Here is a 20,381-nt window from a genome sequence, read left to right on the forward strand (position 1 = left end):
TCGGTATATATAGAGCGAAATTTTGGCTGTAGCTTTATAGCAGATGAATTCATTATTATAGTATTATCCTACTCTTCAATCACCTAGCCAAAACTCTAAATTAAATTAATAAATATCATGAAAAAATTAACGCTCTCCTTTTTACTATCTGCAGTAATTGCAACATCTTGTTTCGGGCAAGATTTAGGTAAAAACATCATTAAACTTAACTTACTCAGCTTACCATTAAAAAATATTAATGTTGAGTATGAGCGAGGATTAACACAGAGAATATCGGCTGCTATTGGAATCAGATATATGTCGAAAGGGAGCATTCCGTTTGCCAACAGTATAGCAGAACTGTTAAATGATGATGAAGATAATTGGAACGAACGCATTAAAACCGCAAAATTGGGAAACCAAGCCATTACCGCAACCATTCGCTTTTACATGGGAAAAGGCAATTTGAAGGGAATTTATATTGCTCCGTTTGGCAGATATGCTAGATATTCTGCAGCGTTAGATTATCCGTTCGAAGTAGAAAATGGAACAACATCTTACAGTCAGGACATTTATCTTTCTGGCGATTTGACAACACTAACCGGAGGAATTTTATTCGGTTCTCAATTTAACTTGGGAAAACACCTATCTCTGGACTGGTGGATTCTCGGCCCACATTATGGTGGTTCAAATGGCAGCATAGCCGGCAAGAAACCGCTCACAGCAAATGAACAGCAAGCCTTAAGAGAGCAGCTTGAAGAAATTAAAGATTTGCCAATAGTTAAAGCTACTTACACAGTTGATGCAAATGGTGCTGTTGTAGATTTCAAAGGGCCATGGGCAGGAGTTAGGGCAGGATTAAGCTTGGGGTTTAGATTTTAAGAACCAAGCTGCACTTTGGATGTATAAATTCATTAAAATTAACTATGAACTGCACTATTAATAAAGAAGGAAATTGTGGTGACTACGGTTCTGGTAGAATAGACTACTTGTTAACCCAAGCGGAACAAAAAAATTTAGAGTTTTAGACCAACGAAGAGCTATGGCACTCCGCCACTTACTAAAAATAATGTTTATGTTATTGATCCTTGGGGGCGAATTGAACTTGGTTGCGATCAAGTTCATGGCTCTACTCCAACGATAAAATATCGCCGAATATTAGTTAACGAAGTTGCTATATAAATCCGTAATAATCCCTAACTAAAATCATCTATCAAGAAAACAAAAAGTTCTTTCGGACCATGTGCGCCCAATACCAAAGTTTTTTCAATATCTGCGGTTCTGCTCGGCCCTGTAATGTTACTTATCATAGATGGAATTTGGTTTCCATACTTATTTTTCAGAATCTGAAAACCATCTTTTAAATCTAAAACTAATTGACTGGTTTTAGCAATAACAATATGATGGTGAGGAAAAATACTCAGTCTTCTTCCGGCGGCGCCTTGGTTACTAACCATTACGCTGCCGTTTCTGGCGATTAGGGCTTCACACAAGGTTATGCCAACTTCTGCATGCTCAAAATCTTTGTCAGTTTGATAAAAGGGAAATTCATACTTAGAAAGAAATGCCTGAAGTTCTGGTTCCCAACAATAAATTTTGCGCCATTTATATTGGTCTGCCAATTGAAGCATATTTTCGAAAAAATCAATTCCATCTTCGCAAAAGATAAAATTTCCGGCCACAGCTGTAAGTTGCTCCGCAAATAAAACCTCTAATTCATCTTCGTTTTTTTTGTACAGAGGTGATTCTTCTAAATTAGGATAAGGATTTTCACGCTTCTCTAAAAGCGCTTTTCTTATCCTCTTTAGCATTTGCTCCTTAGCCGTGGTATTGTCTTTCATCAACCTAAAAAATAAAACCTTGGATATAGAAATCCAAGGTTTCAAACTTATGCATAAATGTTATTTTTTAAAAGGATTTTATTAATCCTTTAAGCTTCAACAGGAGGAATATTATTTGTTCCAGAACCTTTAGCTGCTTCTTCGGCATTTTCTGTACCGAAAAGGCGTTTACCAAATATGGTTTCTAAATCATCTTTAAATAATACTTCTTTGTCAATTAAGATATCAGCTAACTGAATCAATTTATCTTTATTTTCTTGCAAAAGATTAATTGCTCTTTGATATTGACTTTCAATTAATGCAGAAATTTCCTTATCGATAATTAATGCTGTTTCTTCTGAATATGGCTTATTAAAGTTGTATTCATTTTGGCCTGAAGAATCATAATATGTGATGTTTCCCAGCTTATCATTCAAACCATAAATGGTAATCATTGCTCTGGCTTGTTTGTTTACCTTTTCTAAATCGCTTAAAGCACCCGTAGAAATCGTATCGAAAATTACTTTCTCAGCCGCACGTCCACCCATTGTAGCGCACATTTCATCAAGCATTTGGTGCGGACGAACAATTAAACGTTCTTCTGGTAAATACCAAGCAGCGCCTAAGCTTTGTCCCCGAGGAACAATAGTTACCTTAATAAGTGGGGCAGCGTGTTCTAACATCCAACTCACAGTTGCGTGGCCAGCTTCATGAATTGCAATTGCTCTCTTTTCTGATGGCGTTACAATTTTGTTTTTCTTCTCTAAACCACCAACAATTCTATCAACCGCATCTAAGAAATCTTGTTTATCTACAGCTGTTTTGTTTTTTCTCGCTGCGATTAATGCTGCCTCATTACAAACATTTGCAATATCAGCACCAGAGAAACCAGGTGTTTGTTTTGCTAAAAATTCTGTATCCAATCCTTCGATCATTTTGATTGGCTTAAGATGAACTTCGAAGATTTCTTTACGCTCTCTAACATCTGGTAAGTCAACATAAATTTGTCTGTCAAAACGACCAGCTCTTAGTAATGCTTTATCTAAAACGTCAGCACGGTTTGTAGCAGCCAAAATGATAACGTGTGTATTTGTACCAAAACCATCCATTTCAACCAAAAGTTGATTTAGTGTGTTTTCGCGTTCATCATTTCCCCCCATTACACCATTTTTACCACGAGCACGACCAATTGCGTCAATCTCATCAATAAAAATAATACAAGGTGATTTATCTTTTGCTTGCTTAAACAAATCTCTTACTCTCGATGCACCAACACCAACAAACATCTCCACAAAATCAGACCCTGATAATGAGAAGAAAGGCACTTGAGCTTCTCCTGCAACAGCTTTCGCTAATAAAGTTTTACCTGTACCTGGAGAACCTACTAATAAAGCTCCTTTAGGGATTTTACCACCTAAAACGGTATATTTTTGAGGATTTTTTAAGAATTCTACAATTTCCTGAATTTCTTCTTTTGCACCTTCCAATCCTGCAACATCTTTAAATGTTACTTTTAAATCGTTCTTTTCGTCAAATAAAGTAGCTTTCGATTTTCCAATACTGAAAATCTGACCGCCACCACCAGCACCACCACCCATTCTGCGCATCATAAATATCCAGAAACCAATTAAAAGTAATACCGGGAGTATAATGCTTAAGAACCAACTTGCAAGAGGATTGCTTCTAGTATCTTTTTCTGCCGGAATCTGTTGATCAGCAGGAAGAGCCTTCTGCGTTTCTGCTAGTTTTTTATCTAAAGCATCGAAACTTCCTTCGTTAAAATAAAAAGTTGGCCCGGTTGCAGAACCGAAAGAGTTTTTTGCTCTAAAATCTTTATAAAGTGGTTTTTTATCTAAACTATCCTTTTTAATAAATACTTCAACTTTTACTAAATCTTCTGATTTATAAGCAACAATTCTTTGAACATCGCCCTTTAACAACATTTTCGAAGCGAAATCATTATAATCGATTTTCTTAGTTGTATCGCCAGTAAAAAAATATTGTGCCGCTACAATTGCAATAATTATTGCTGCGTAAACCCAAAAAATATTAAATTTTGGTCCTTTCTGTGGTTTTTTTGGGATGTTTGGTAATTTCTTACCTGGTTTGTTTTCGTTTGTATTTTGATTATCGTTCATTTCTTTTTTTCAAAATTTTGAATGGTTAAGCGCTTTGGTAATTTGTGCTTTCAGCATCGCCCCATAATTCTTCAATGCCATAAAAGTGGCGCTTTTCGGTTTTAAAAATGTGCACAACCACATCAAAATAATCTAAAATTATCCAATCTGCAGATTCAAATCCTTCTTTATGTCTTGGGTCTGCCTGAGTGGCTTTATATATTTCCTTTTCTACACTATCTGCAATAGCCTTTACCTGCGTACCAGAATTGGCACTGCAAATAATAAAAAAATCGGCAACAGAGCTGTGGATATTTCTAAGGTCTAACCGCACTATATCTTCTCCCTTTTTTTCTTGAACGCCATGAACAGCTAACTCAGAAAGGTATGTAGAAAGGTTTACAATTTTCTTTTTTACCATTAAAATGCTTTAATTTTGGAATTAAAATACTATAAATTCAACACTTGCAAAATAACACTTTTTCAACACTATTTGTTGGTCAAAATATCATCAAATTAAATGAGGTTGATTCTACAAATAATTATTTAAAGAATTTGGCTTCAAAATCCGAGCCATTAACAGAGGGTACTGTAATTATGGCAGACCATCAATTTGCCGGAAGAGGACAACAAGATACAATTTGGCAAACCGAGCCTGGAAAAAATATTAGCGCAAGTGTATTTTTAAAACCAGCTTTCTTACCAATTAATAAGCAATTTTATTTGAATATGGCGGTTAGCGTAGCTATAAGCGAGGCGTTAACTTTTTTTTTACCAGAAGCTGTAAATATTAAATGGCCAAATGATATCTACTATAATGGCAAAAAACTTGGTGGTATTTTAATTGAAAATGCACTGTCAGGTTCTGTTATAAAATCATCGGTAATTGGTTTTGGATTAAACATCAATCAGGAAAAATTTCAGCCCGAACTTGAAGAAAAAGCTACATCTGTATTTCAAATTTTACATAAGAATGTTCAATTAGAGAGCGTATTGGAAAAAATATTCGTTTATATGGAGAAATACTATCTAAATTTGAAATCACAGAGATATAGTTTTCTTCAAAAAACGTATTTAGAGCAACTTTTAAATTTTGAAACTGCAGCTAAATACAAACAAAACGGTCAGGTTTTTGAAGGAATTATAAAAGGTGTTAGAGAAAACGGTATTTTAGCGATGGAGATTGACAGCGAAATACGCAATTTCAATTTTAAAGAAATAGAATACATACACACAAAATAAACACACAATGAAAAAGATCACCCTAGTACTTTCGTTAGTACTATTTACTATTGTGGGCGCATTCGCTCAAATAGAAAAACCTGTAACATGGTCGTATGTTGCAAAAAAGGTAAGCAAAACTGAAGCTGTTTTATATATTAAGGCTTCAATTGATGATAAATGGCATATTTATTCTCAAAACGTAAAAAGTGGCGGACCTGTAAAAACTACATTTGCATTTACTCCTTCTAAAGATTATGCACTTGTTGGCAAAACCGCTGAGCCTAAAGCAATAACTAAATACGAAAACACTTTTAAAATGAATGTTAGTTATTTTGAAGATCAGGTTATTTTTCAGCAGAGAATTAAATTAAATAAAAGCACAACTGCTGTAAAAGGCAAAGTAGAATTCATGACATGTAATGATAGGGAATGCCTTCCACCAGAAGAGGTAGAATTCAGTATTCCAGTAAAATAATCAATAAGATATAACAGAAAGAGTTCCGAAACATCGGAACTCTTTCTGTTTAAAGTAAAATCTACGTTGCTGGTTCTTATAGATTAATCGTTTTCTGTAATTTCGCCATTTCAAAAACACACACATAATGAAAAAGGTAATATTGTTACTTATGTTTTTTGCCATGCTAACCGCATTGCCAACATTACAAAGTAACGCTCAAACCCAACAAGATACTGTTAGCGCAACCGTGCCTGATGATATCCAATTCACAGAAGTTGGCTCAGAGCAAGATAAAGCAGCAAATAGTGAAATTAAAGATTCGGTTTCGAAAGATACTACGACAGCAGTAAAAGACACAAAAGTTCAAAAAACACCTGAAGCTAAAGATTCTCTTTGGGGAATTTTTATTGCAGGATTAATCGGTGGTTTCATTGCGTTTTTCTTACCATGTATTTACCCAATGGTACCATTAACCATAAGTTTCTTTACCAAAAGAGCTGAAACCAAAGGAAAAGGAATACGTGGAGCTATTATTTACGGCTTATCAATCATAATCATTTATGTTGCGCTTGGTTTTATCATAACCTTAATTTTTGGTGCCGGAGCTTTAAATGAGCTGGCCACAGATGGTATATTCAACATTTTCATTTTCGCAGTTTTGTTAATCTTTGGAATATCTTTCTTAGGTGCTTTCGAAATTACATTGCCAAGTTCATTTGTAAATAAAATAGATTCTAAATCAGATTCCAGAGGCTTAGGCGGAATATTTTTCATGGCGGCAACTTTAGCAGTTGTTTCATTTTCTTGTACCGGTCCGGTTATCGGCTCCGTATTGGTTGCAGTAAGTAGCACAGGCGATTACCTTGCTCCAGTTGTTGCAATGTTTGGCTTTTCTTTATCATTAGCATTAATTTTTACAGTTTTTGCAATCTTTCCAAGCTGGTTAACATCGTTACCAAAATCTGGGGGATGGCTAAATTCGGTAAAGGTTGTTCTAGGTTTTCTGGAAATTGGATTGGCTTTAAAGTTTTTATCAACTGCAGATTTAGCTTACCATTGGGGAATTTTAGATCGCGAAGTTTTCATCGCAGTATGGATTGTAATCGCATTTATTCTCGGATTCTACCTGTTAGGGAAAATCAAATTTTCTCACGATAGTGATATTCCTTACGTTTCTATACCGAGATTATTTTTAGGTGGTGCAGCATTTACTTTTGCATTTTATTTAATCCCAGGGTTATTCGGAGCACCATTAAAAGCTGTTAGTGCTTTGGTTCCGCCATTATCAACCCAAGATTTTGTTATTGGGCAAGAAAGTTCATCCGCCGCTCCAGCAGTTAACCATGCAAAAAGAAAATATGCAGATTTTCTTCACATCCCACATAATATTGATGGCTTTTTTGATTACGAAGAAGCATTAGCTTATGCTAAAGAGGTTAAAAAACCATTATTTCTAGACTTTACCGGACATGGTTGTGTTAATTGCCGTGAAATGGAAGCCAGAGTATGGTCTGACCCAAGGGTTTTGAAAAAATTAAAAGAAGATTATATCGTTGTATCATTATATACTGATGATAAAACCGATTTGCCAGAAAATGAGCAATTTGAGTCTGTAATTTTAGGTTCGAAAGATAGTCCTGCAAAGGTAAATACGGTTGGTAAAAAGTTTAAACATTTACAAGCTGAAAGATTTAACACAATTTCGCAACCATATTATGTACTTTTGGGTACCGATGAAAAAGAATTAGTTTCTCCTCCAATTGGGGTTGAATTTGACATAGAAAAATATTTGCAATATCTTGATAAGGGATTATCAGAATTTGCCAAGAAACAAACAAATGAATAAGATAAAAAACATTGGTGTTTTAACCTCCGGAGGCGATTCTCCGGGCATGAATGCCGCAATCAGAGCTGTTGTAAGAGCATCAATTTATTACGACATTGAAGTAACAGGTTTTCTTCGCGGATACGAAGGTTTAATAAACGACGATGCACAACCAATGGATCGTAAATCTGTTGCAAACATTATTCAAAGAGGCGGGACAATTTTAAAAACCGCCCGCAGTGAGGCTTTCAGAACAACAGAAGGTAGACAAACGGCTTACAATAATTTAAAAAACCGCGGAATTGACGCCTTAGTTGTAATCGGTGGCGATGGTACATTTACCGGCGCAAATGTTTTTGCTCAGGAATTCGACTTTCCAATTATCGGTTTACCTGGTACAATTGACAATGATTTAGCCGGAACCGACCTTACAATAGGTTACGATTCGGCAATAAATACAGTAATTGATGCCGTTGACAGAATCAGAGACACGGCAGAATCTCACGACAGACTTTTTATTGTAGAGGTTATGGGACGAGATTCTGGATTAATTGCTTTGCGTAGTGGTATCGGCGTAGGTGCAGAAGCGATTATGATTCCTGAAGCAAACATGAATGCTGATGACATTTTACACAAATTAGAACATAGTCGTAGAGACAAAGCTTCAAAGATCATTATTGTTGCCGAAGGTGATGATACCGGTGGTGCATTCAAAGTTGGAGAAATTTTACAAGAAAAATATCCGCATTACGATACAAAAGTTTCTGTTTTAGGCCACATACAACGCGGAGGAAAACCGAGTTGTATGGATAGAGTTTTAGCTAGCCAACTAGGTGTAGCCGCTGTAGAAGGTTTAATAAACGGAGAAAGAAGTGTTATGGCAGGTCAGCTGAACCGCGAAATCGTTTTCACACCTTTCGACCATGCAATAAAACACATTGATGCAGAAAAAGTAAGTTCTAAATGGTTAAAATTGATTGATATTTTATCATTCTAAAACCAAAATTATTATAAAAAAGAAAAGTCCTTCCCGCACCGGAAGGACTTTCTCATTTATGTTCGGCGCAAGCCAAAACAATATTTTAATCTTCTAAAATTACTGCAGTTCCGCTCGCCGTAACCATAAGCATACTGCCTCCGGTTCCAACAGTTTCGTAATCTAAATCTACACCAACAATTGCGTTTGCACCCATAGCAGCGGCGAACTGTTGCATTTCATTAACCGCAATGTCTTTCCCCTCACGTAAAACACGCTCGTAAGAGCTAGAGCGTCCGCCAACAATATCTCTAATTCCGGCAAACATATCTTTAAAAATATTGGCTCCAATAATGGTTTCTCCAGTTACCAAGCCAATATACTTTACTATTTTCTTGCCCTCAACAGAAGGCGTTGTGGTTACTAACATAGTCTTGTTTTTTTATAATTAGAATGTGATTTCCTTCAAATGTTACATTTTTTTGAAAAGTTTGGTATGCGCTTTTGACATTATTCTAATACGCTCTGTTGCTAAGCTTAGCAAGGCCTTACCACCAAATCTCCGTTTCACTCAATCCGGCCTAACAAATTTTTGGGGATGCAGTATCTAAGCCTAAGTACAAACTTCAATACAAAAATTTTCAGCCGGCAATTTTGTTTCTTTTGTTGTCAAAAGAAAAAAGCCTGTCTGGCCAAGACAAGCGATTTAAAATGAACAGGAATATTTCTGCTCAAAACAAATTGCTTAAAATAAATTTATGCAATCTTTAAAGGTTTTGCATCAATATGTAAAATCTATTTTTTATGAAAGCATCTAAAATACTACTCATCCTTACACTGTTATCCATCCCTTTCATTTCTATTGCACAAATGCCTGTGCTAAAAGTTCAAGGCAATAATGGGCAAAAAGAAGCTGTTAACTTAAAAAAATTAATCATCGATGTTCAGATTACCGGAAACATCGCAACTACGGTAATGACTATGACCTTTCACAATAACACCAATAGAATTCTGGAAGGTGAACTTACGTTTCCAATGCCCGAAGGTGTTAGCATCAGCAGATATGCTTTAGATATCAACGGTAAAATGAGAGAAGCCGTTCCGGTAGAAAAAGCTAAGGCTACAGAAGTTTTTGAAAGTATAGAACGCCGGCGTGTCGACCCAGGTCTGTTAGAAAAAGTAGAAGGAAATAATTTCAGAACCAGAATTTATCCATTACCAGCAAATGGTAGCAGAACAATAATTGTTGGTTACGAAGAGGAGCTTAGATTTAGCAAAAACCAAGCATTAAAATATCATTTGCCTTTAGATTACAATCAGGCAATTGATAATTTCAGCCTAAAAACTACCGTTTTTGAAAGCATTTTGAAACCAGAACTTAGCGAGCAACCCGATGGAAGTTTTGGTTTAAAAGCTAACGGAAACACATACGTTGGTGAAATTAATAAGACGAATTATCAACCTAAAAATGGGTTAACCATCAGTTTGCCAAAAAGAAATGATTTGCCCGAAGTGCAGATGCAAAAAGCTTCAAATGGCTATTATTTTCTGGTTAATGTTTTTCCTAAAAGCGAGAGCAGACCAAGACAATGGTCAAATCATATTGGCTTAATTTGGGATAATTCTTTAAGCGGATTACAACGCGATACCAAAAAAGAAATCGAACTGTTAGGTTTAATAATCGCTAAAAAACAAAACCTAACAATAAGTTTAGCCACACTAAATAATCGATTTAAAAATTCAGGCACGTTTATTATCTCCAACGGAAACTGGGCTAAGCTAAAAGATGCGCTCGAAAATATTGTTTACGACGGCGGCACTAATTTCAGTGCGGCAAATCAACAATCCATCCAAGCTGACGAATATATTTTATTTAGTGATGGTCTTTCTACTTTTGGCAAGAATACTTTATCGCTTAACAAGCCTGTTCATTCCATAAATACGGCCTCTAAGGCAGATTATAGTACTTTAAAATACATTAGCCTTAAAACAGGTGGGCAATTTATTAACCTAAATACCATTTCTACTAACGATGGTTTTAATCAATTAAGTGAAGAAAACCTACAGTTCTTAGGCATAAAAAATGGAGCAGATGTCCGTCAAACTTATCCGTCTATACATACAAATGTAAATGGACATTTATCTTTAGCAGGCATTTTAAACGGGCTGAACACTGAAATTACGCTTCAATTTGGGTATGGCAATAATGTAACTTCAGAGCAAGTAATTCGATTAAACGGAACGGAACACGCTTTAAATAGCATTGATGTTAGTCGCGTTTGGGCACAGAAGAAAATTGCCGAAATGGATATTCAATACGAAGCCAATAAAGATGACATTAGTGTTTTAAGCAAGCAGTTTGGTATCGTTACCAGAAATACAAGCTTAATTGTATTAGAAAATTTAGATGATTACGTTCGCTACGATATTGTTCCACCTACAGAGTTACGTCAACATTATGATGCAATTATGAAACAACGTAGAATAGATATTCAAGAGCGCAAAACAGATTTATTAAATGCAGCGGTTACCATGACCAAAGATTTAAAAACCTGGTGGAACACAAATTTTTACTACAAAGAGCCAATAAAGAATAAAAACGACTATCCTGCTCCCGTTAGAGATGCTGTAGCTGAAGTTGCCGCCCCAACTACCGTTCACCCCCAACGTAATGTAGCAGCAGCGGCGTTAAATGATGCCACTCCACCACGCCCAGTAAGTGCTCCTGCACCACCAAGGGTAGAAAGAGCAAGAGAAGCAGAGGCAAAAGACCAATTGAATGAAGTGGTGGTTACAGGCAATGCTACACAGGCTAAACGAATGATAACCACAGCCTCCATCGCAAAAGTTAGTTCAGAAAACTTAGTTTCCGCTCCAAGTATAAGTTCTGCAAATGCTTTACAGGGCCAAGTTGCGGGTCTTAGCATACAAAATAAAAGCAAAGTCACAAGAGAACAACAGCCAACTATCATCATTCCTGAATTTAAAAGTGATAAGGATTACATGAAAAACTTGACTGGCACACCAGATAGTGCATATAATGCTTATTTGAAAATGAGGCCAAGTTATATTACCACACCAATGTTTTATTTTGATGTTGCTAATTGGTTTTATCAACAAAAAGATAGTGTAAGAGCCTTAACAATATTAAGCAGCATAGCCGATTTAGATTTAGAGAATGCTGATTTATACAAAACTCTTGCATACAAATTAAAGCAGACAGGTAATTACGATAGCGAAATTTTTATAACTGAGAAGGTTTTGCAATGGCGCCCAATGGATGCGCAAAGTTATCGCGATTATGCTTTGGCTTTGGCCGATGCTGGTCAATATCAAAAGGCTTTAAATAATTTGTACAAAGTTTTAACCCGAAGTTATAATTCGCAAATTGCAGATAGAGATCAGGGAATTGAAGAAATTATCATTTCAGAAATCAATAATTTAATTACAAAACATGGTAATAAATTAAATCTTAAGGGAATTGATAAAAGGTTAATTGTACCACTTCCGGTTGATGTTAGAGTAGTTTTAAACTGGAATAAAAACGATACCGATATCGATTTATGGTTAACAGATCCAACCGGCGAACGTGGTTACTACGGAAACTCAAGAACTAAAATTGGCGGCAGAATTAGTAACGACTTTACTTCGGGTTATGGCCCAGAGCAGTTTATGATTAAAAAAGCCGTTAAAGGAAAGTATAAAATTGAAGTTAATTATTTTGGCGACAGGCAAATTAACATCAGTGGACCAACTACTGTAACCGCCGAAATTTATACCCGTTATGCTACAGGTAACCAACAAAGAAAAGTAATTGTATTGCCTATGGCAGCCGATAATAAAAACGGAAATTTAGTAGGAGAATTTAATTTCTAGAAGCATCCGTCATTTCGACGAGTGGAGAAATCTTTTAAAGTTGACTTTGGTAAAAGATCTCTCCACTTCGTTATACCTCGATCGAAATGACGGTATATTAACTTTAAATTATTATAGCAACAAACTGGCAATATCTTTCCAGCTATTAACTCTTTCGTATTCGGTAATTAATAAATTGTGTGGAGAGGTGTATAACAACGGGCGGCCTTTACAATTTACGAAGTTTTTAATTCGGTCATCAATTAAAACATCAACTTCAACAATTTTATTTCCACAGAACATAATGTGTTGCCAATCTAAAAAAGGAAAATGTTCTGCAAGCCAATCGTATTTATCAACTAACGAGTTTCTAAACTCCATTGCTGCCGAAACAATATAAACATCATACTTTTCCTGCAATGCTCTAATTACTTCCTGGCTATCCTTAATCACATCTAAATCGCGAAAAAAACCAGGCTCATTAATGTATTCGTGCCATTTTTGGTTAACATCTTCAGGTATTTGCATAAAAACCTCGTTACCGGGTTCAATAACTAAATCCAATGGTACGCCAAAATCACGGTTGTAAAGTTTTATAAATTTTGGGATGACATCGGCAATAACTTCATCCATATCAATGGCAATTCTATCCATGTTGTAACAGCTAATATTTGTGTGGCAAATATCTTTAAAACAAAGAAATTAAACTATGTTTTTAATTTACAGTATTTTACTTATCTTTGCATCCCCGCAGCACGAAGCTCCGGGAACTATGTTGAATACATAAATAAAATTGAAAAATGGCAACTAAAATCAGATTGCAAAGATTCGGTAAAAAAGGGAAACCTTTTTTCCACGTTGTGGTAGCAGATTCTCGCTCTCCACGTGATGGTAAATTTATTGAGCGTTTAGGTTCATACAACCCAAACACCAATCCTGCAACCATCGAAATTAATTTCGAAAAAACTTTAGCTTGGGTTAACAGTGGTGCACAACCAACTGATACTGCTCGTGCTATCCTTTCTTACAAAGGTGTTTTATACAAAAAACACTTAGAAGGTGGTGTTAAAAAAGGAGCTTTAACTCAAGAACAAGCAGATGCTAAATTTGCTGAGTGGTTAGATGCAAAAGCTGGTAAAATTTCTGGTAAATCAGAAGGTTTAGCAACTTATAAAGCAGATGCTCGTAAGGCGGCTTTAGCAGCAGAAGCTAAGAAAAAAGAAGATAGAGCAGCAGCAATTGCAGCTAAAAATGCACCAGTTGCAGAAGAAGTTGTTGAAGAAGAAGCTCCAGCTGTTGAAGCTGAGGCAACTGAAGAGGCTCCTGCAGCAGAAGCTACTAAAGAAGAAGGCGCAGAATAATTTAAATTATTTTGTTGCAGAAATAGCGAGGTTTCTTTCAAAAGAGCTTCGCTATTTTTATTTAAACGATTATTTATAACAGCACGTCATGCTGAACTTGTTTTAGCATCTTTCTATCTATTAAGACCCTTAAATAAATTCAGGGTGACGATTTATTTAGAAGCCCCTTTAGGGGTTTGGGGGTTTATGAAACACGAGGAAGCATTTTACATAGGTTACGTAACCAAAACAAGAGGTTTAAAGGGCGAGGTTCAAATATTTTTTGAGTTTGATGAATACGAGCAACTTGAATTTGATATTCTTTTTGCAGACATGAATGGTAAACTTGTTCCGTATTTTGTAGCATCGGCAAAATTGCAAGCCAATAAAACTGGTTATTTTAATTTTGATGATGTTGACCACATTGATAAAGCGCAACCGCTTTTGAAAAAGAAGCTTTATCTACCGATTGACAAAATGCCGGAGCGTGGCGAAGACGAGTTTTTATACACCGATTTAAAAGGATTTACAGCCGTTGATGAAACCCTGGGAGAACTGGGCGAGATTACTGAAGTAAATGAATACCCACAACAATTTGTAGCTACGGTTTTATACAAAGAAACCGAAGTTCTTTTCCCATTAAATGAAGATTTTATTGTTGAGATTGATGATGAGGAAAAAGTGGTTACGCTTGATTTGCCAGAAGGTTTATTGGATGTTTATCTAGAAAAATAAACTACCTGATACAATTTCCATCTTCCATTTTACATCTTCCATTTTCCATATATTTGTACCATGCGTTTTGATATTATAACTGTTCTTCCGGCATTATTGGAAAGTCCTTTTGCACACTCTATTTTACAAAGAGCACAAAAAAAAGGCATTGCTGAAATCGTTGTTCACAACCTTCGCGATTATGCTACTAATAAGCAAAAAAGCGTTGACGATTACCAATATGGTGGCGGTAGCGGAATGGTAATGAGCATTGAGCCATTTGCTGCATGTATAGAAAAATTGCAGGCAGAAAGAACTTATGACGAAATTATTTTTATGAGTCCGGATGGTGTTACGCTAAACCAAAGCACAGCCAACGAACTTTCTATAAAGAAAAATATTATCATTTTATGCGGACATTACAAAGGTATTGACCAACGCATTCGCGATATTTTTGTAACCCGTGAAATTTCTGTAGGAGATTATGTTTTAAGTGGCGGAGAATTGCCGGCAGCTATTGTTGTTGATGCCGTAGTTCGATTAATTCCTGGTGTGTTAAATGATGAAACTTCTGCATTATCTGATAGCTTTCAGGGAGAGCTTTTAGATGCTCCGGTTTATACTCGCCCTGCAGATTGGCGTGGACATAAAGTGCCTGATGTTTTACTAAGCGGACACGAAGCAAAAGTTAACGAATGGAGGCACGAACAGGCTTTAGAGCGCACCAAGCAACGTAGACCTGACCTTTTGGAATAGAAGCATTTAGCCCTTTCTATTGTGGATTTCATAAAGATTGTGGAAAAAATAAAAATTACTTTTTTTTATAAAAAAAATTCCCTAATATTGCAATCCGATTTTCACGGGTTGAAATATCGATTTAATAGCTTAAAATCATGGATTTAGTAAAATTTGTTGAAGAGCAGGCCATCGCGAAAAAAGATTTTCCTGCGTTCAAGTCTGGCGATACAGTGAGCGTACACTATAAAATTCGCGAAGGTAATAAAGAACGTATTCAAATTTACCAAGGTGTTGTAATTCAACGTAATAGTGCGGGTGCTAACGAAACTTTCACTGTTCGTAAAATTAGTAACAGTATTGGTGTTGAGCGTATTTTCCCTATCAATTCTCCAAATATCGAGAAAGTAGAAGTAAATAGCTATGGTAAAGTTCGTAGAGCGAAATTATTCTACTTACGTGCTTTAACTGGTAAAGCTGCTCGTATCAAATCTTTGAGAAAATAATATTCTTTAGAATAAGATATAGCCTTCACGATTAATTTCGTGGAGGTTTTTTTGTTTATACCTTTGTTTTTATGTTAGATTCAGCATTTTTTGAGCAGGTTTTCTGGGGCAATACCGTAAGAGCTTATTGCCTTTTTGGTGGAATACTTTTATTCGGATTAATTTTTAAGCGTATCGTTTCAAAACTTTTAAGTAAGCTTTTATTTAAGCTTTTCAAAAAGTTTTCGCAGCAATCTCATGATGAAGCATTTGTTGCTTTATTGGTAAAACCGATAGAAAGCTTAATACTTCTTTCTACGCTCTACTTATCCATAAATCAATTAAAACATCCGTTAGAAGTTGCGCTTTTCCATTACAGCAAATTAGTTGGCAAGGTTAAAGAATCGATTCCGGTAAGCATTGGCGATTGTATAGACAGGATTTTCTTGTTTATGATTATCTTATCGATATTCTGGATTATTTTAAGGATTATTGACTTCATTAGTCATGTTTTATTATTCAAAGCATCATTAACTGATAACAAATCCGACGACCAGTTAGTACCTTTCTTAAAAGAACTTTTTAAAACACTAGTAATATTCATTGGCTTTTTTACGCTCTTAGGCTTCGTTTTTGAAGTTAATGTATTAACATTGATAACTGGACTTGGAATTGGCGGTATTGCCATTGCTTTGGCCGCTAAAGAGAGTTTAGAAAACCTGATAGGTTCTTTCACCATATTTTTAGATAAGCCTTTTGTAGTTGGCGATTTAGTTAAGGTTGATGGCGTTGAGGGAACCGTTGAAAAAGTTGGTTTTAGAAGCACCAGAATTCGCACTTCAGAAAAAACTATGGCAACCATTCCAAACCGAGGGATGATTGATGGGGTTCTGGAAAACCTTTCGTTAAGAAACTCTCGAAAGGTAGCCTTTACAATTGGCTTAACTTACGAAACAAATGCCGGCTCAGTTAAGAATATCGTAGCTGAGATTGAAAATTATATAACAAACAGAGAAGGAACAGCAGATATAAATGTTTCATTCAAAAACTTTGGTGAATCGGGCTTAAATATTGAGATTTCATATTTCGTTACGATTCTAAGTTATGCAGAGTTCCTAAAAATCAGACAGGAAATTAACCTGGAGATTATGGATATTGTAATGAGAAATAAGTCTGATTTTGCTTATCCAACACAAAGGTTAATTAGCGATATACCATTAACAACTCACGATAAAGAAGTTGGAAATGATGCGATGGATTAATTCTTATCAAAAGCTAAAAGCAAAAAAAGCCGATTTATAATTTCTAAATCGGCTTTTTATATTTTGTATTTCCCTTAGCTTAATGTTGCTAAAGTAGTTATTCCGCCTTTTACAACCTGATTAAGCTCTACGTTAACTTTTGTTCCAGTCGGAAGAAAAACATCAACACGAGAACCAAATTTTATAAAACCAAATTGCTCAGTTTGTACCACGTTATCGCCCTCTTTAACATACCAAACAATTCTACGAGCCAAAGCTCCTGCAATCTGTCTGAATAAAATTGATGTGCCATTTTTATGCTCTACAACAGTTGTAGTACGTTCGTTTTCTGTAGAAGATTTAGGATTCCAAGCCGCTAAGTATTTACCCGGATGGTATTTGAAAAACTTTACCACACCCGAAATCGGATTACGGTTAATATGAACATTTACCGGCGACATAAAAATCGAAACCTGTAAACGTTTATCTTCAAAATATTCACCTTCTTCAGTTTCTTCAATTACTACAACTTTACCATCAGCCGGGCAAATTACCAGATTCTCTCCGGCAGAAAAACTACGGCTAGGATTGCGGAAAAATTGCAATACAGTTAAAAACAACAAAGCAGAAAGAATGTATATAAACCAGCGTAGCCAGGTTACATCGTAATATTTATAATCAACAAAGGCGTTGAGGATAAAAATAAATAATATAGTTAGGGCGATGGATGTATAGCCTTCTTTGTGAATCGTCATTGTATTAGAAATTATTTGGCAAAGGTGCGAAAAATAAATTAATGTGCTTAGAAATTATTCTCCGGTTGCTCTGTAAATATCAGTCAGGTTTCTGCCAAGTCCGTTGTAATCTAAACCATAACCCACAACAAATTCATTAGGAATCTCAAAACCAATGTATTCAAGTTCTTCAATTTGATATTTTAATGCTGCTGGTTTAAGTAATAACGATGCAACTTTAACCGATGCTGGATTTTTCTCTTTTATCGTTTTTAAAATGTGTGTTAAGGTTAAGCCTGTGTCTACAATATCTTCAACAATAACAATATCTCTACCTTCTAAATCATCAGGTAAACCAATTAATTCTTTCACATTACCTGAACTTTCAGTTCCCTGATAGGATGCAACACGCATAAAAGCAACTTCGCAAGGCACATCAATTTCTTTAATCAAATCGGCCATAAAAAGGAAGCTTCCATTAAGTACTCCGATAAACAATGGGCATTTTTGCTCGTAATCAACATTCATTTGAATACCTAAAAGCCTAATGCGTTTGTTTAATGTGTCATTCTCTAAAAAAATTTCAAACTCCTTATCTTCTACTTTTATTTTGTGCATTTTATTGTTGTAATGTTGAAACGTTGAATGTTGAAAAATTTAGAATATTAAAATGGCTGTTGTCCGTTTTCAAGCTCTCTTTCTTTCCTTCTCTGTTCTCTACGTTCTTGCCTTAATTGTTTTTTGGTTTTGGTTGTATCAGCAGGTTTTATTGATGCCGAATCTTTTTTTCCGCCACCAAAAATACGATCGAAAAGATTCTTATTCTTATCCTGCATAATTATTGGAGGCATTTCGCTATCATCATCATCAAAAACAGTAGTATCAATAACAGCTGTATCTGGCGCTAAATATTGTCTTAAACCTTCTCGTAATCTAACATTATAGAAACCATAACCAGAAGTATCAGAAGGTGTTAAGCCTCGTCTTGCCATAATATTTCCCATAAACCTGAAATAATTATACATGTAAGGTTTCAAACTTCCATCGGCCATAAATTTATACATAGACGCTTTTGGCTTTGGAACAATACTCGCTAAAAATAAACCATCACCAATAGTTAAATCGGCTGGCTGTTTTCCAAAATAATACCTTGATGCTTCGCCAATACCATAAATATTTTGTCCAAGCTCCATAATATTGAAATAAACCTCCAGCATTCGCTGTTTACTTACCAGATGATTATGTTCGATTAACCAAACAATTAAAATTTCTTCAGCTTTTCGGGCTAAAGTTTTCTGGCGACTTAAATAAATGTTCTTAACCAACTGCATGCTGATTGTACTTCCGCCACGCTTAAACTTTTTCTCTTTGTAATTTACCGCAATTGATTTTCTGATCGATTCTTCAACAAAACCATTATGCGTAAAAAACGAAGGATCTTCTGCTGTTAAAACCGCATTTATAAAGTTTTTAGAAATTGAATTTAAAGGTGTAAAATTTGGGTTTGATGGGCCAATGGTAATATCACGCATTGGTTTTCCATACTCATACGGCGTATAAACAAATGGACTGTTAATTTTTTGAAGATTGGTTTTTCCCCATTGCAAAATTTTAAAATCGACAGGTGTTAAAGTCGAATTGAAACGAACACTATCAGGTATTTTTGTATCTAAATAAAAATTAAGGTTGTATTTAACTTTCCCCTGAACTTTCAAACCATCTAAAGATTCGAATAAACCTTGAGGAAAGGCTTCGAAAATTGATTGTGCATCCTGTTCCTCAGCATTAAGTTTTAACTCGTAAATTTTATCTTTTCCTAAAGTATATTTAACAAAAGGATGAATAGAGGCATTTTTTAAATATGCTGTTGACGTACTATCTAAGGCAATATAATTCGGACCAACCAAAACATCGGCATCTAATTTTGCGCTTTGTACAATAATATCATTCGATGCAATTCTAGGTTGGTTTATCAACATATTTTTAACCGACCATGAGCCCGAAATTTTGTAATCATCGCCACTATACTTGGCATTTTTAAGTTCGGTTTGCAGCGTATCAAAACTTAGTTTTGCATGTAGTTTGTTGTTTAAGTAGGGCAGTTCAAGTTTTTTTCCATCAGCATAAGCGGTAAAGCTTAATTCCTTACTTCCAGGATTTACATAACCATCAATATGCCAGGTTGATTCACCCTCATTTACATTTATTGTAGATTTTAAATCCCCGCCATCAATTTTGGCTTCAGTAGCAAAACTCAGCTTCGCAGTATCATGATCGTTGAACTTAAAAACCATGTTTTTAACATCCATATCATCGGGTATTTTATATAAAACCTCGTTTAAAACGTTGTTGGCAATATCAGCTAAATTAACTTTGCCTTTGGTTTCGGTGCTATCTTTCTTTTTTCTTTTTAAAATAAAATCGATGTTGGTTGTAGAATCTTTAAGCACAACACTTACAAAGCCATTGTTCAATTTTATTTCTGATAACTTTACATTTCCAAAAATTAAAGGGAATAATTTAACGCCAACGCTTAACTCACTGATGTTGGAAAGCGTATCTCTATCTTTTGGTACAACAGAAATTGCAGTCATTTTTACGGTACTTAAACCTGTAAAACCTGCGCTACCAATTTTTACATCCAGGTCGTAATCTTTATTGGCTTTAGCAATTGCCTTTGCAACCATTTTTTTAAGTAACGCTTCTCTTTTACTATAAGCAACAGCGCCAAGTGCAATACAAACGATGAAAAAAACACCCAATACCCAGGCGCCAATTTTTAAATATTTCTTTGGGATGTTAATTTTCGGTATCTGCATACAGTCGTTAAAATGGTTAATTGCTTAAACGTAACAATTAAATGTTTATTTCGTGTTAAA

Annotated in this window: 19 protein-coding genes; 11 read left to right on the plus strand and 8 right to left on the minus strand. The window is 35.4% G+C overall.

Annotated features, from left to right (window positions below; all coding sequences use genetic code 11):
- The first annotated feature begins 117 nt into the window (after positions 1 to 117).
- A complete protein-coding gene (locus ACO05K_RS16775; RefSeq protein WP_421945570.1) occupies positions 118 to 861 on the plus strand; it encodes a DUF3575 domain-containing protein in 744 nt (247 codons plus the stop codon).
- Between the two features lie 314 nt (positions 862 to 1,175).
- On the opposite strand, the gene ACO05K_RS16780 is transcribed toward ACO05K_RS16775, so the two are convergent.
- The 3 genes from ACO05K_RS16780 to rsfS form a co-directional block, all read right to left on the minus strand.
- Positions 1,176 to 1,820 carry a LutC/YkgG family protein gene (locus ACO05K_RS16780; protein ID WP_421945571.1) on the minus strand — a complete coding sequence of 215 codons (645 nt, stop codon included), beginning with the start codon at positions 1,818 to 1,820 and terminating at the stop codon, positions 1,176 to 1,178.
- A gap of 89 nt (positions 1,821 to 1,909) precedes the next feature.
- Positions 1,910 to 3,937, minus strand: coding sequence for an ATP-dependent zinc metalloprotease FtsH (ftsH, locus tag ACO05K_RS16785; protein WP_421945572.1), 2,028 nt, complete (start codon positions 3,935 to 3,937; stop codon positions 1,910 to 1,912).
- 25 nt (positions 3,938 to 3,962) lie between these two features.
- On the minus strand, positions 3,963 to 4,337 hold the full coding sequence (gene rsfS / locus ACO05K_RS16790) for a ribosome silencing factor (RefSeq protein WP_421945573.1): 375 nt from the start codon (positions 4,335 to 4,337) through the stop codon (positions 3,963 to 3,965).
- A gap of 44 nt (positions 4,338 to 4,381) precedes the next feature.
- Between rsfS and ACO05K_RS16795 the strand changes: the two genes are divergently transcribed.
- The 4 genes from ACO05K_RS16795 (at position 4,382) to pfkA (ending at position 8,419) form a co-directional block, all read left to right on the plus strand.
- Positions 4,382 to 5,158: a biotin--[acetyl-CoA-carboxylase] ligase gene (locus ACO05K_RS16795; RefSeq protein ID WP_421945574.1), complete on the plus strand. Its 777-nt coding sequence runs from the start codon at positions 4,382 to 4,384 to the stop codon at positions 5,156 to 5,158.
- Between the two features lie 7 nt (positions 5,159 to 5,165).
- Positions 5,166 to 5,615 (plus strand): protein-disulfide reductase DsbD domain-containing protein, encoded by a 450-nt coding sequence (locus tag ACO05K_RS16800; protein ID WP_421945575.1) that lies wholly within the window; start codon positions 5,166 to 5,168, stop codon positions 5,613 to 5,615.
- Between the two features lie 127 nt (positions 5,616 to 5,742).
- Positions 5,743 to 7,443: a protein-disulfide reductase DsbD family protein gene (locus tag ACO05K_RS16805; RefSeq protein ID WP_421945576.1), complete on the plus strand. Its 1,701-nt coding sequence runs from the start codon at positions 5,743 to 5,745 to the stop codon at positions 7,441 to 7,443.
- Complete coding sequence (pfkA, locus tag ACO05K_RS16810) at positions 7,436 to 8,419, plus strand: 6-phosphofructokinase (protein WP_421945577.1); 984 nt, start codon at positions 7,436 to 7,438, stop codon at positions 8,417 to 8,419. The genes ACO05K_RS16805 and pfkA overlap by 8 nt, the downstream gene beginning before the upstream one ends.
- Before the next feature lie 85 nt (positions 8,420 to 8,504).
- Here pfkA and ACO05K_RS16815 read toward each other — a convergent pair whose 3' ends face one another.
- Complete coding sequence (locus ACO05K_RS16815; RefSeq protein WP_421945578.1) at positions 8,505 to 8,828, minus strand: heavy metal-binding domain-containing protein; 324 nt, start codon at positions 8,826 to 8,828, stop codon at positions 8,505 to 8,507.
- A 374-nt stretch (positions 8,829 to 9,202) separates the two neighbouring features.
- Here ACO05K_RS16815 and ACO05K_RS16820 point away from each other — a divergent pair, with 374 nt between their 5' ends.
- Complete coding sequence (locus tag ACO05K_RS16820) at positions 9,203 to 12,274, plus strand: VIT domain-containing protein (protein ID WP_421945579.1); 3,072 nt, start codon at positions 9,203 to 9,205, stop codon at positions 12,272 to 12,274.
- Between the two features lie 111 nt (positions 12,275 to 12,385).
- Here ACO05K_RS16820 and ACO05K_RS16825 read toward each other — a convergent pair whose 3' ends face one another.
- A complete protein-coding gene (locus ACO05K_RS16825; protein ID WP_421945580.1) occupies positions 12,386 to 12,907 on the minus strand; it encodes a 5' nucleotidase, NT5C type in 522 nt (173 codons plus the stop codon).
- A gap of 146 nt (positions 12,908 to 13,053) precedes the next feature.
- On the opposite strand from ACO05K_RS16825, the gene ACO05K_RS16830 reads away from it, so the two are divergent.
- From ACO05K_RS16830 to ACO05K_RS16850, 5 genes are all read left to right on the plus strand, one after another.
- Complete coding sequence (locus ACO05K_RS16830) at positions 13,054 to 13,614, plus strand: 30S ribosomal protein S16 (protein ID WP_421945581.1); 561 nt, start codon at positions 13,054 to 13,056, stop codon at positions 13,612 to 13,614.
- Positions 13,615 to 13,800: 186 nt separating this feature from the next.
- A complete protein-coding gene (gene rimM, locus ACO05K_RS16835) occupies positions 13,801 to 14,328 on the plus strand; it encodes a ribosome maturation factor RimM (protein WP_421946304.1) in 528 nt (175 codons plus the stop codon).
- A 60-nt stretch (positions 14,329 to 14,388) separates the two neighbouring features.
- Complete coding sequence (gene trmD / locus ACO05K_RS16840) at positions 14,389 to 15,063, plus strand: tRNA (guanosine(37)-N1)-methyltransferase TrmD (protein WP_421945582.1); 675 nt, start codon at positions 14,389 to 14,391, stop codon at positions 15,061 to 15,063.
- 137 nt (positions 15,064 to 15,200) lie between these two features.
- A complete protein-coding gene (gene rplS, locus ACO05K_RS16845) occupies positions 15,201 to 15,548 on the plus strand; it encodes a 50S ribosomal protein L19 (protein WP_370633640.1) in 348 nt (115 codons plus the stop codon).
- Positions 15,549 to 15,619: 71 nt separating this feature from the next.
- Positions 15,620 to 16,789 (plus strand): mechanosensitive ion channel family protein, encoded by a 1,170-nt coding sequence (locus tag ACO05K_RS16850; protein WP_421945583.1) that lies wholly within the window; start codon positions 15,620 to 15,622, stop codon positions 16,787 to 16,789.
- Positions 16,790 to 16,863: 74 nt separating this feature from the next.
- Here ACO05K_RS16850 and ACO05K_RS16855 read toward each other — a convergent pair whose 3' ends face one another.
- Genes ACO05K_RS16855 through ACO05K_RS16865 form a run of 3 tightly spaced genes read right to left on the minus strand, consistent with a single transcriptional unit; the run spans position 16,864 to position 20,321 of the window.
- Positions 16,864 to 17,523 (minus strand): phosphatidylserine decarboxylase family protein, encoded by a 660-nt coding sequence (locus tag ACO05K_RS16855; RefSeq protein WP_421945584.1) that lies wholly within the window; start codon positions 17,521 to 17,523, stop codon positions 16,864 to 16,866.
- Positions 17,524 to 17,577: 54 nt separating this feature from the next.
- Entirely contained in the window at positions 17,578 to 18,120 is a 543-nt protein-coding gene (gene hpt, locus ACO05K_RS16860) for a hypoxanthine phosphoribosyltransferase (RefSeq protein WP_421945585.1), read from the minus strand.
- Between the two features lie 47 nt (positions 18,121 to 18,167).
- Entirely contained in the window at positions 18,168 to 20,321 is a 2,154-nt protein-coding gene (locus tag ACO05K_RS16865; RefSeq protein ID WP_421945586.1) for a transglycosylase domain-containing protein, read from the minus strand.
- Positions 20,322 to 20,381 lie beyond the last annotated feature (60 nt).

This window comes from Pedobacter sp. (genome assembly GCF_965227205.1).
Classification (GTDB): Bacteria; Bacteroidota; Bacteroidia; order Sphingobacteriales; family Sphingobacteriaceae; genus Pedobacter.

What these genes read in the sequence shown, in the direction of transcription:
- ACO05K_RS16830 (WP_421945581.1), top strand. Translation starts at nt 13,054, where the DNA reads ATGGCAACTAAAATCAGATTGCAAAGATTCGGTAAAAAAGGGAAACCT.
- hpt (WP_421945585.1), bottom strand. Translation starts at nt 18,120, where the DNA reads ATGCACAAAATAAAAGTAGAAGATAAGGAGTTTGAAATTTTTTTAGAG.
- rplS (WP_370633640.1), top strand. Translation starts at nt 15,201, where the DNA reads ATGGATTTAGTAAAATTTGTTGAAGAGCAGGCCATCGCGAAAAAAGAT.
- ACO05K_RS16855 (WP_421945584.1), bottom strand. Translation starts at nt 17,523, where the DNA reads ATGACGATTCACAAAGAAGGCTATACATCCATCGCCCTAACTATATTA.
- pfkA (WP_421945577.1), top strand. Translation starts at nt 7,436, where the DNA reads ATGAATAAGATAAAAAACATTGGTGTTTTAACCTCCGGAGGCGATTCT.
- ACO05K_RS16865 (WP_421945586.1), bottom strand. Translation starts at nt 20,321, where the DNA reads ATGCAGATACCGAAAATTAACATCCCAAAGAAATATTTAAAAATTGGC.
- ftsH (WP_421945572.1), bottom strand. Translation starts at nt 3,937, where the DNA reads ATGAACGATAATCAAAATACAAACGAAAACAAACCAGGTAAGAAATTA.
- trmD (WP_421945582.1), top strand. Translation starts at nt 14,389, where the DNA reads ATGCGTTTTGATATTATAACTGTTCTTCCGGCATTATTGGAAAGTCCT.
- ACO05K_RS16850 (WP_421945583.1), top strand. Translation starts at nt 15,620, where the DNA reads ATGTTAGATTCAGCATTTTTTGAGCAGGTTTTCTGGGGCAATACCGTA.
- ACO05K_RS16825 (WP_421945580.1), bottom strand. Translation starts at nt 12,907, where the DNA reads ATGGATAGAATTGCCATTGATATGGATGAAGTTATTGCCGATGTCATC.
- rimM (WP_421946304.1), top strand. Translation starts at nt 13,801, where the DNA reads ATGAAACACGAGGAAGCATTTTACATAGGTTACGTAACCAAAACAAGA.
- ACO05K_RS16820 (WP_421945579.1), top strand. Translation starts at nt 9,203, where the DNA reads ATGAAAGCATCTAAAATACTACTCATCCTTACACTGTTATCCATCCCT.
- ACO05K_RS16805 (WP_421945576.1), top strand. Translation starts at nt 5,743, where the DNA reads ATGAAAAAGGTAATATTGTTACTTATGTTTTTTGCCATGCTAACCGCA.
- ACO05K_RS16780 (WP_421945571.1), bottom strand. Translation starts at nt 1,820, where the DNA reads ATGAAAGACAATACCACGGCTAAGGAGCAAATGCTAAAGAGGATAAGA.
- ACO05K_RS16800 (WP_421945575.1), top strand. Translation starts at nt 5,166, where the DNA reads ATGAAAAAGATCACCCTAGTACTTTCGTTAGTACTATTTACTATTGTG.
- rsfS (WP_421945573.1), bottom strand. Translation starts at nt 4,337, where the DNA reads ATGGTAAAAAAGAAAATTGTAAACCTTTCTACATACCTTTCTGAGTTA.
- ACO05K_RS16775 (WP_421945570.1), top strand. Translation starts at nt 118, where the DNA reads ATGAAAAAATTAACGCTCTCCTTTTTACTATCTGCAGTAATTGCAACA.
- ACO05K_RS16815 (WP_421945578.1), bottom strand. Translation starts at nt 8,828, where the DNA reads ATGTTAGTAACCACAACGCCTTCTGTTGAGGGCAAGAAAATAGTAAAG.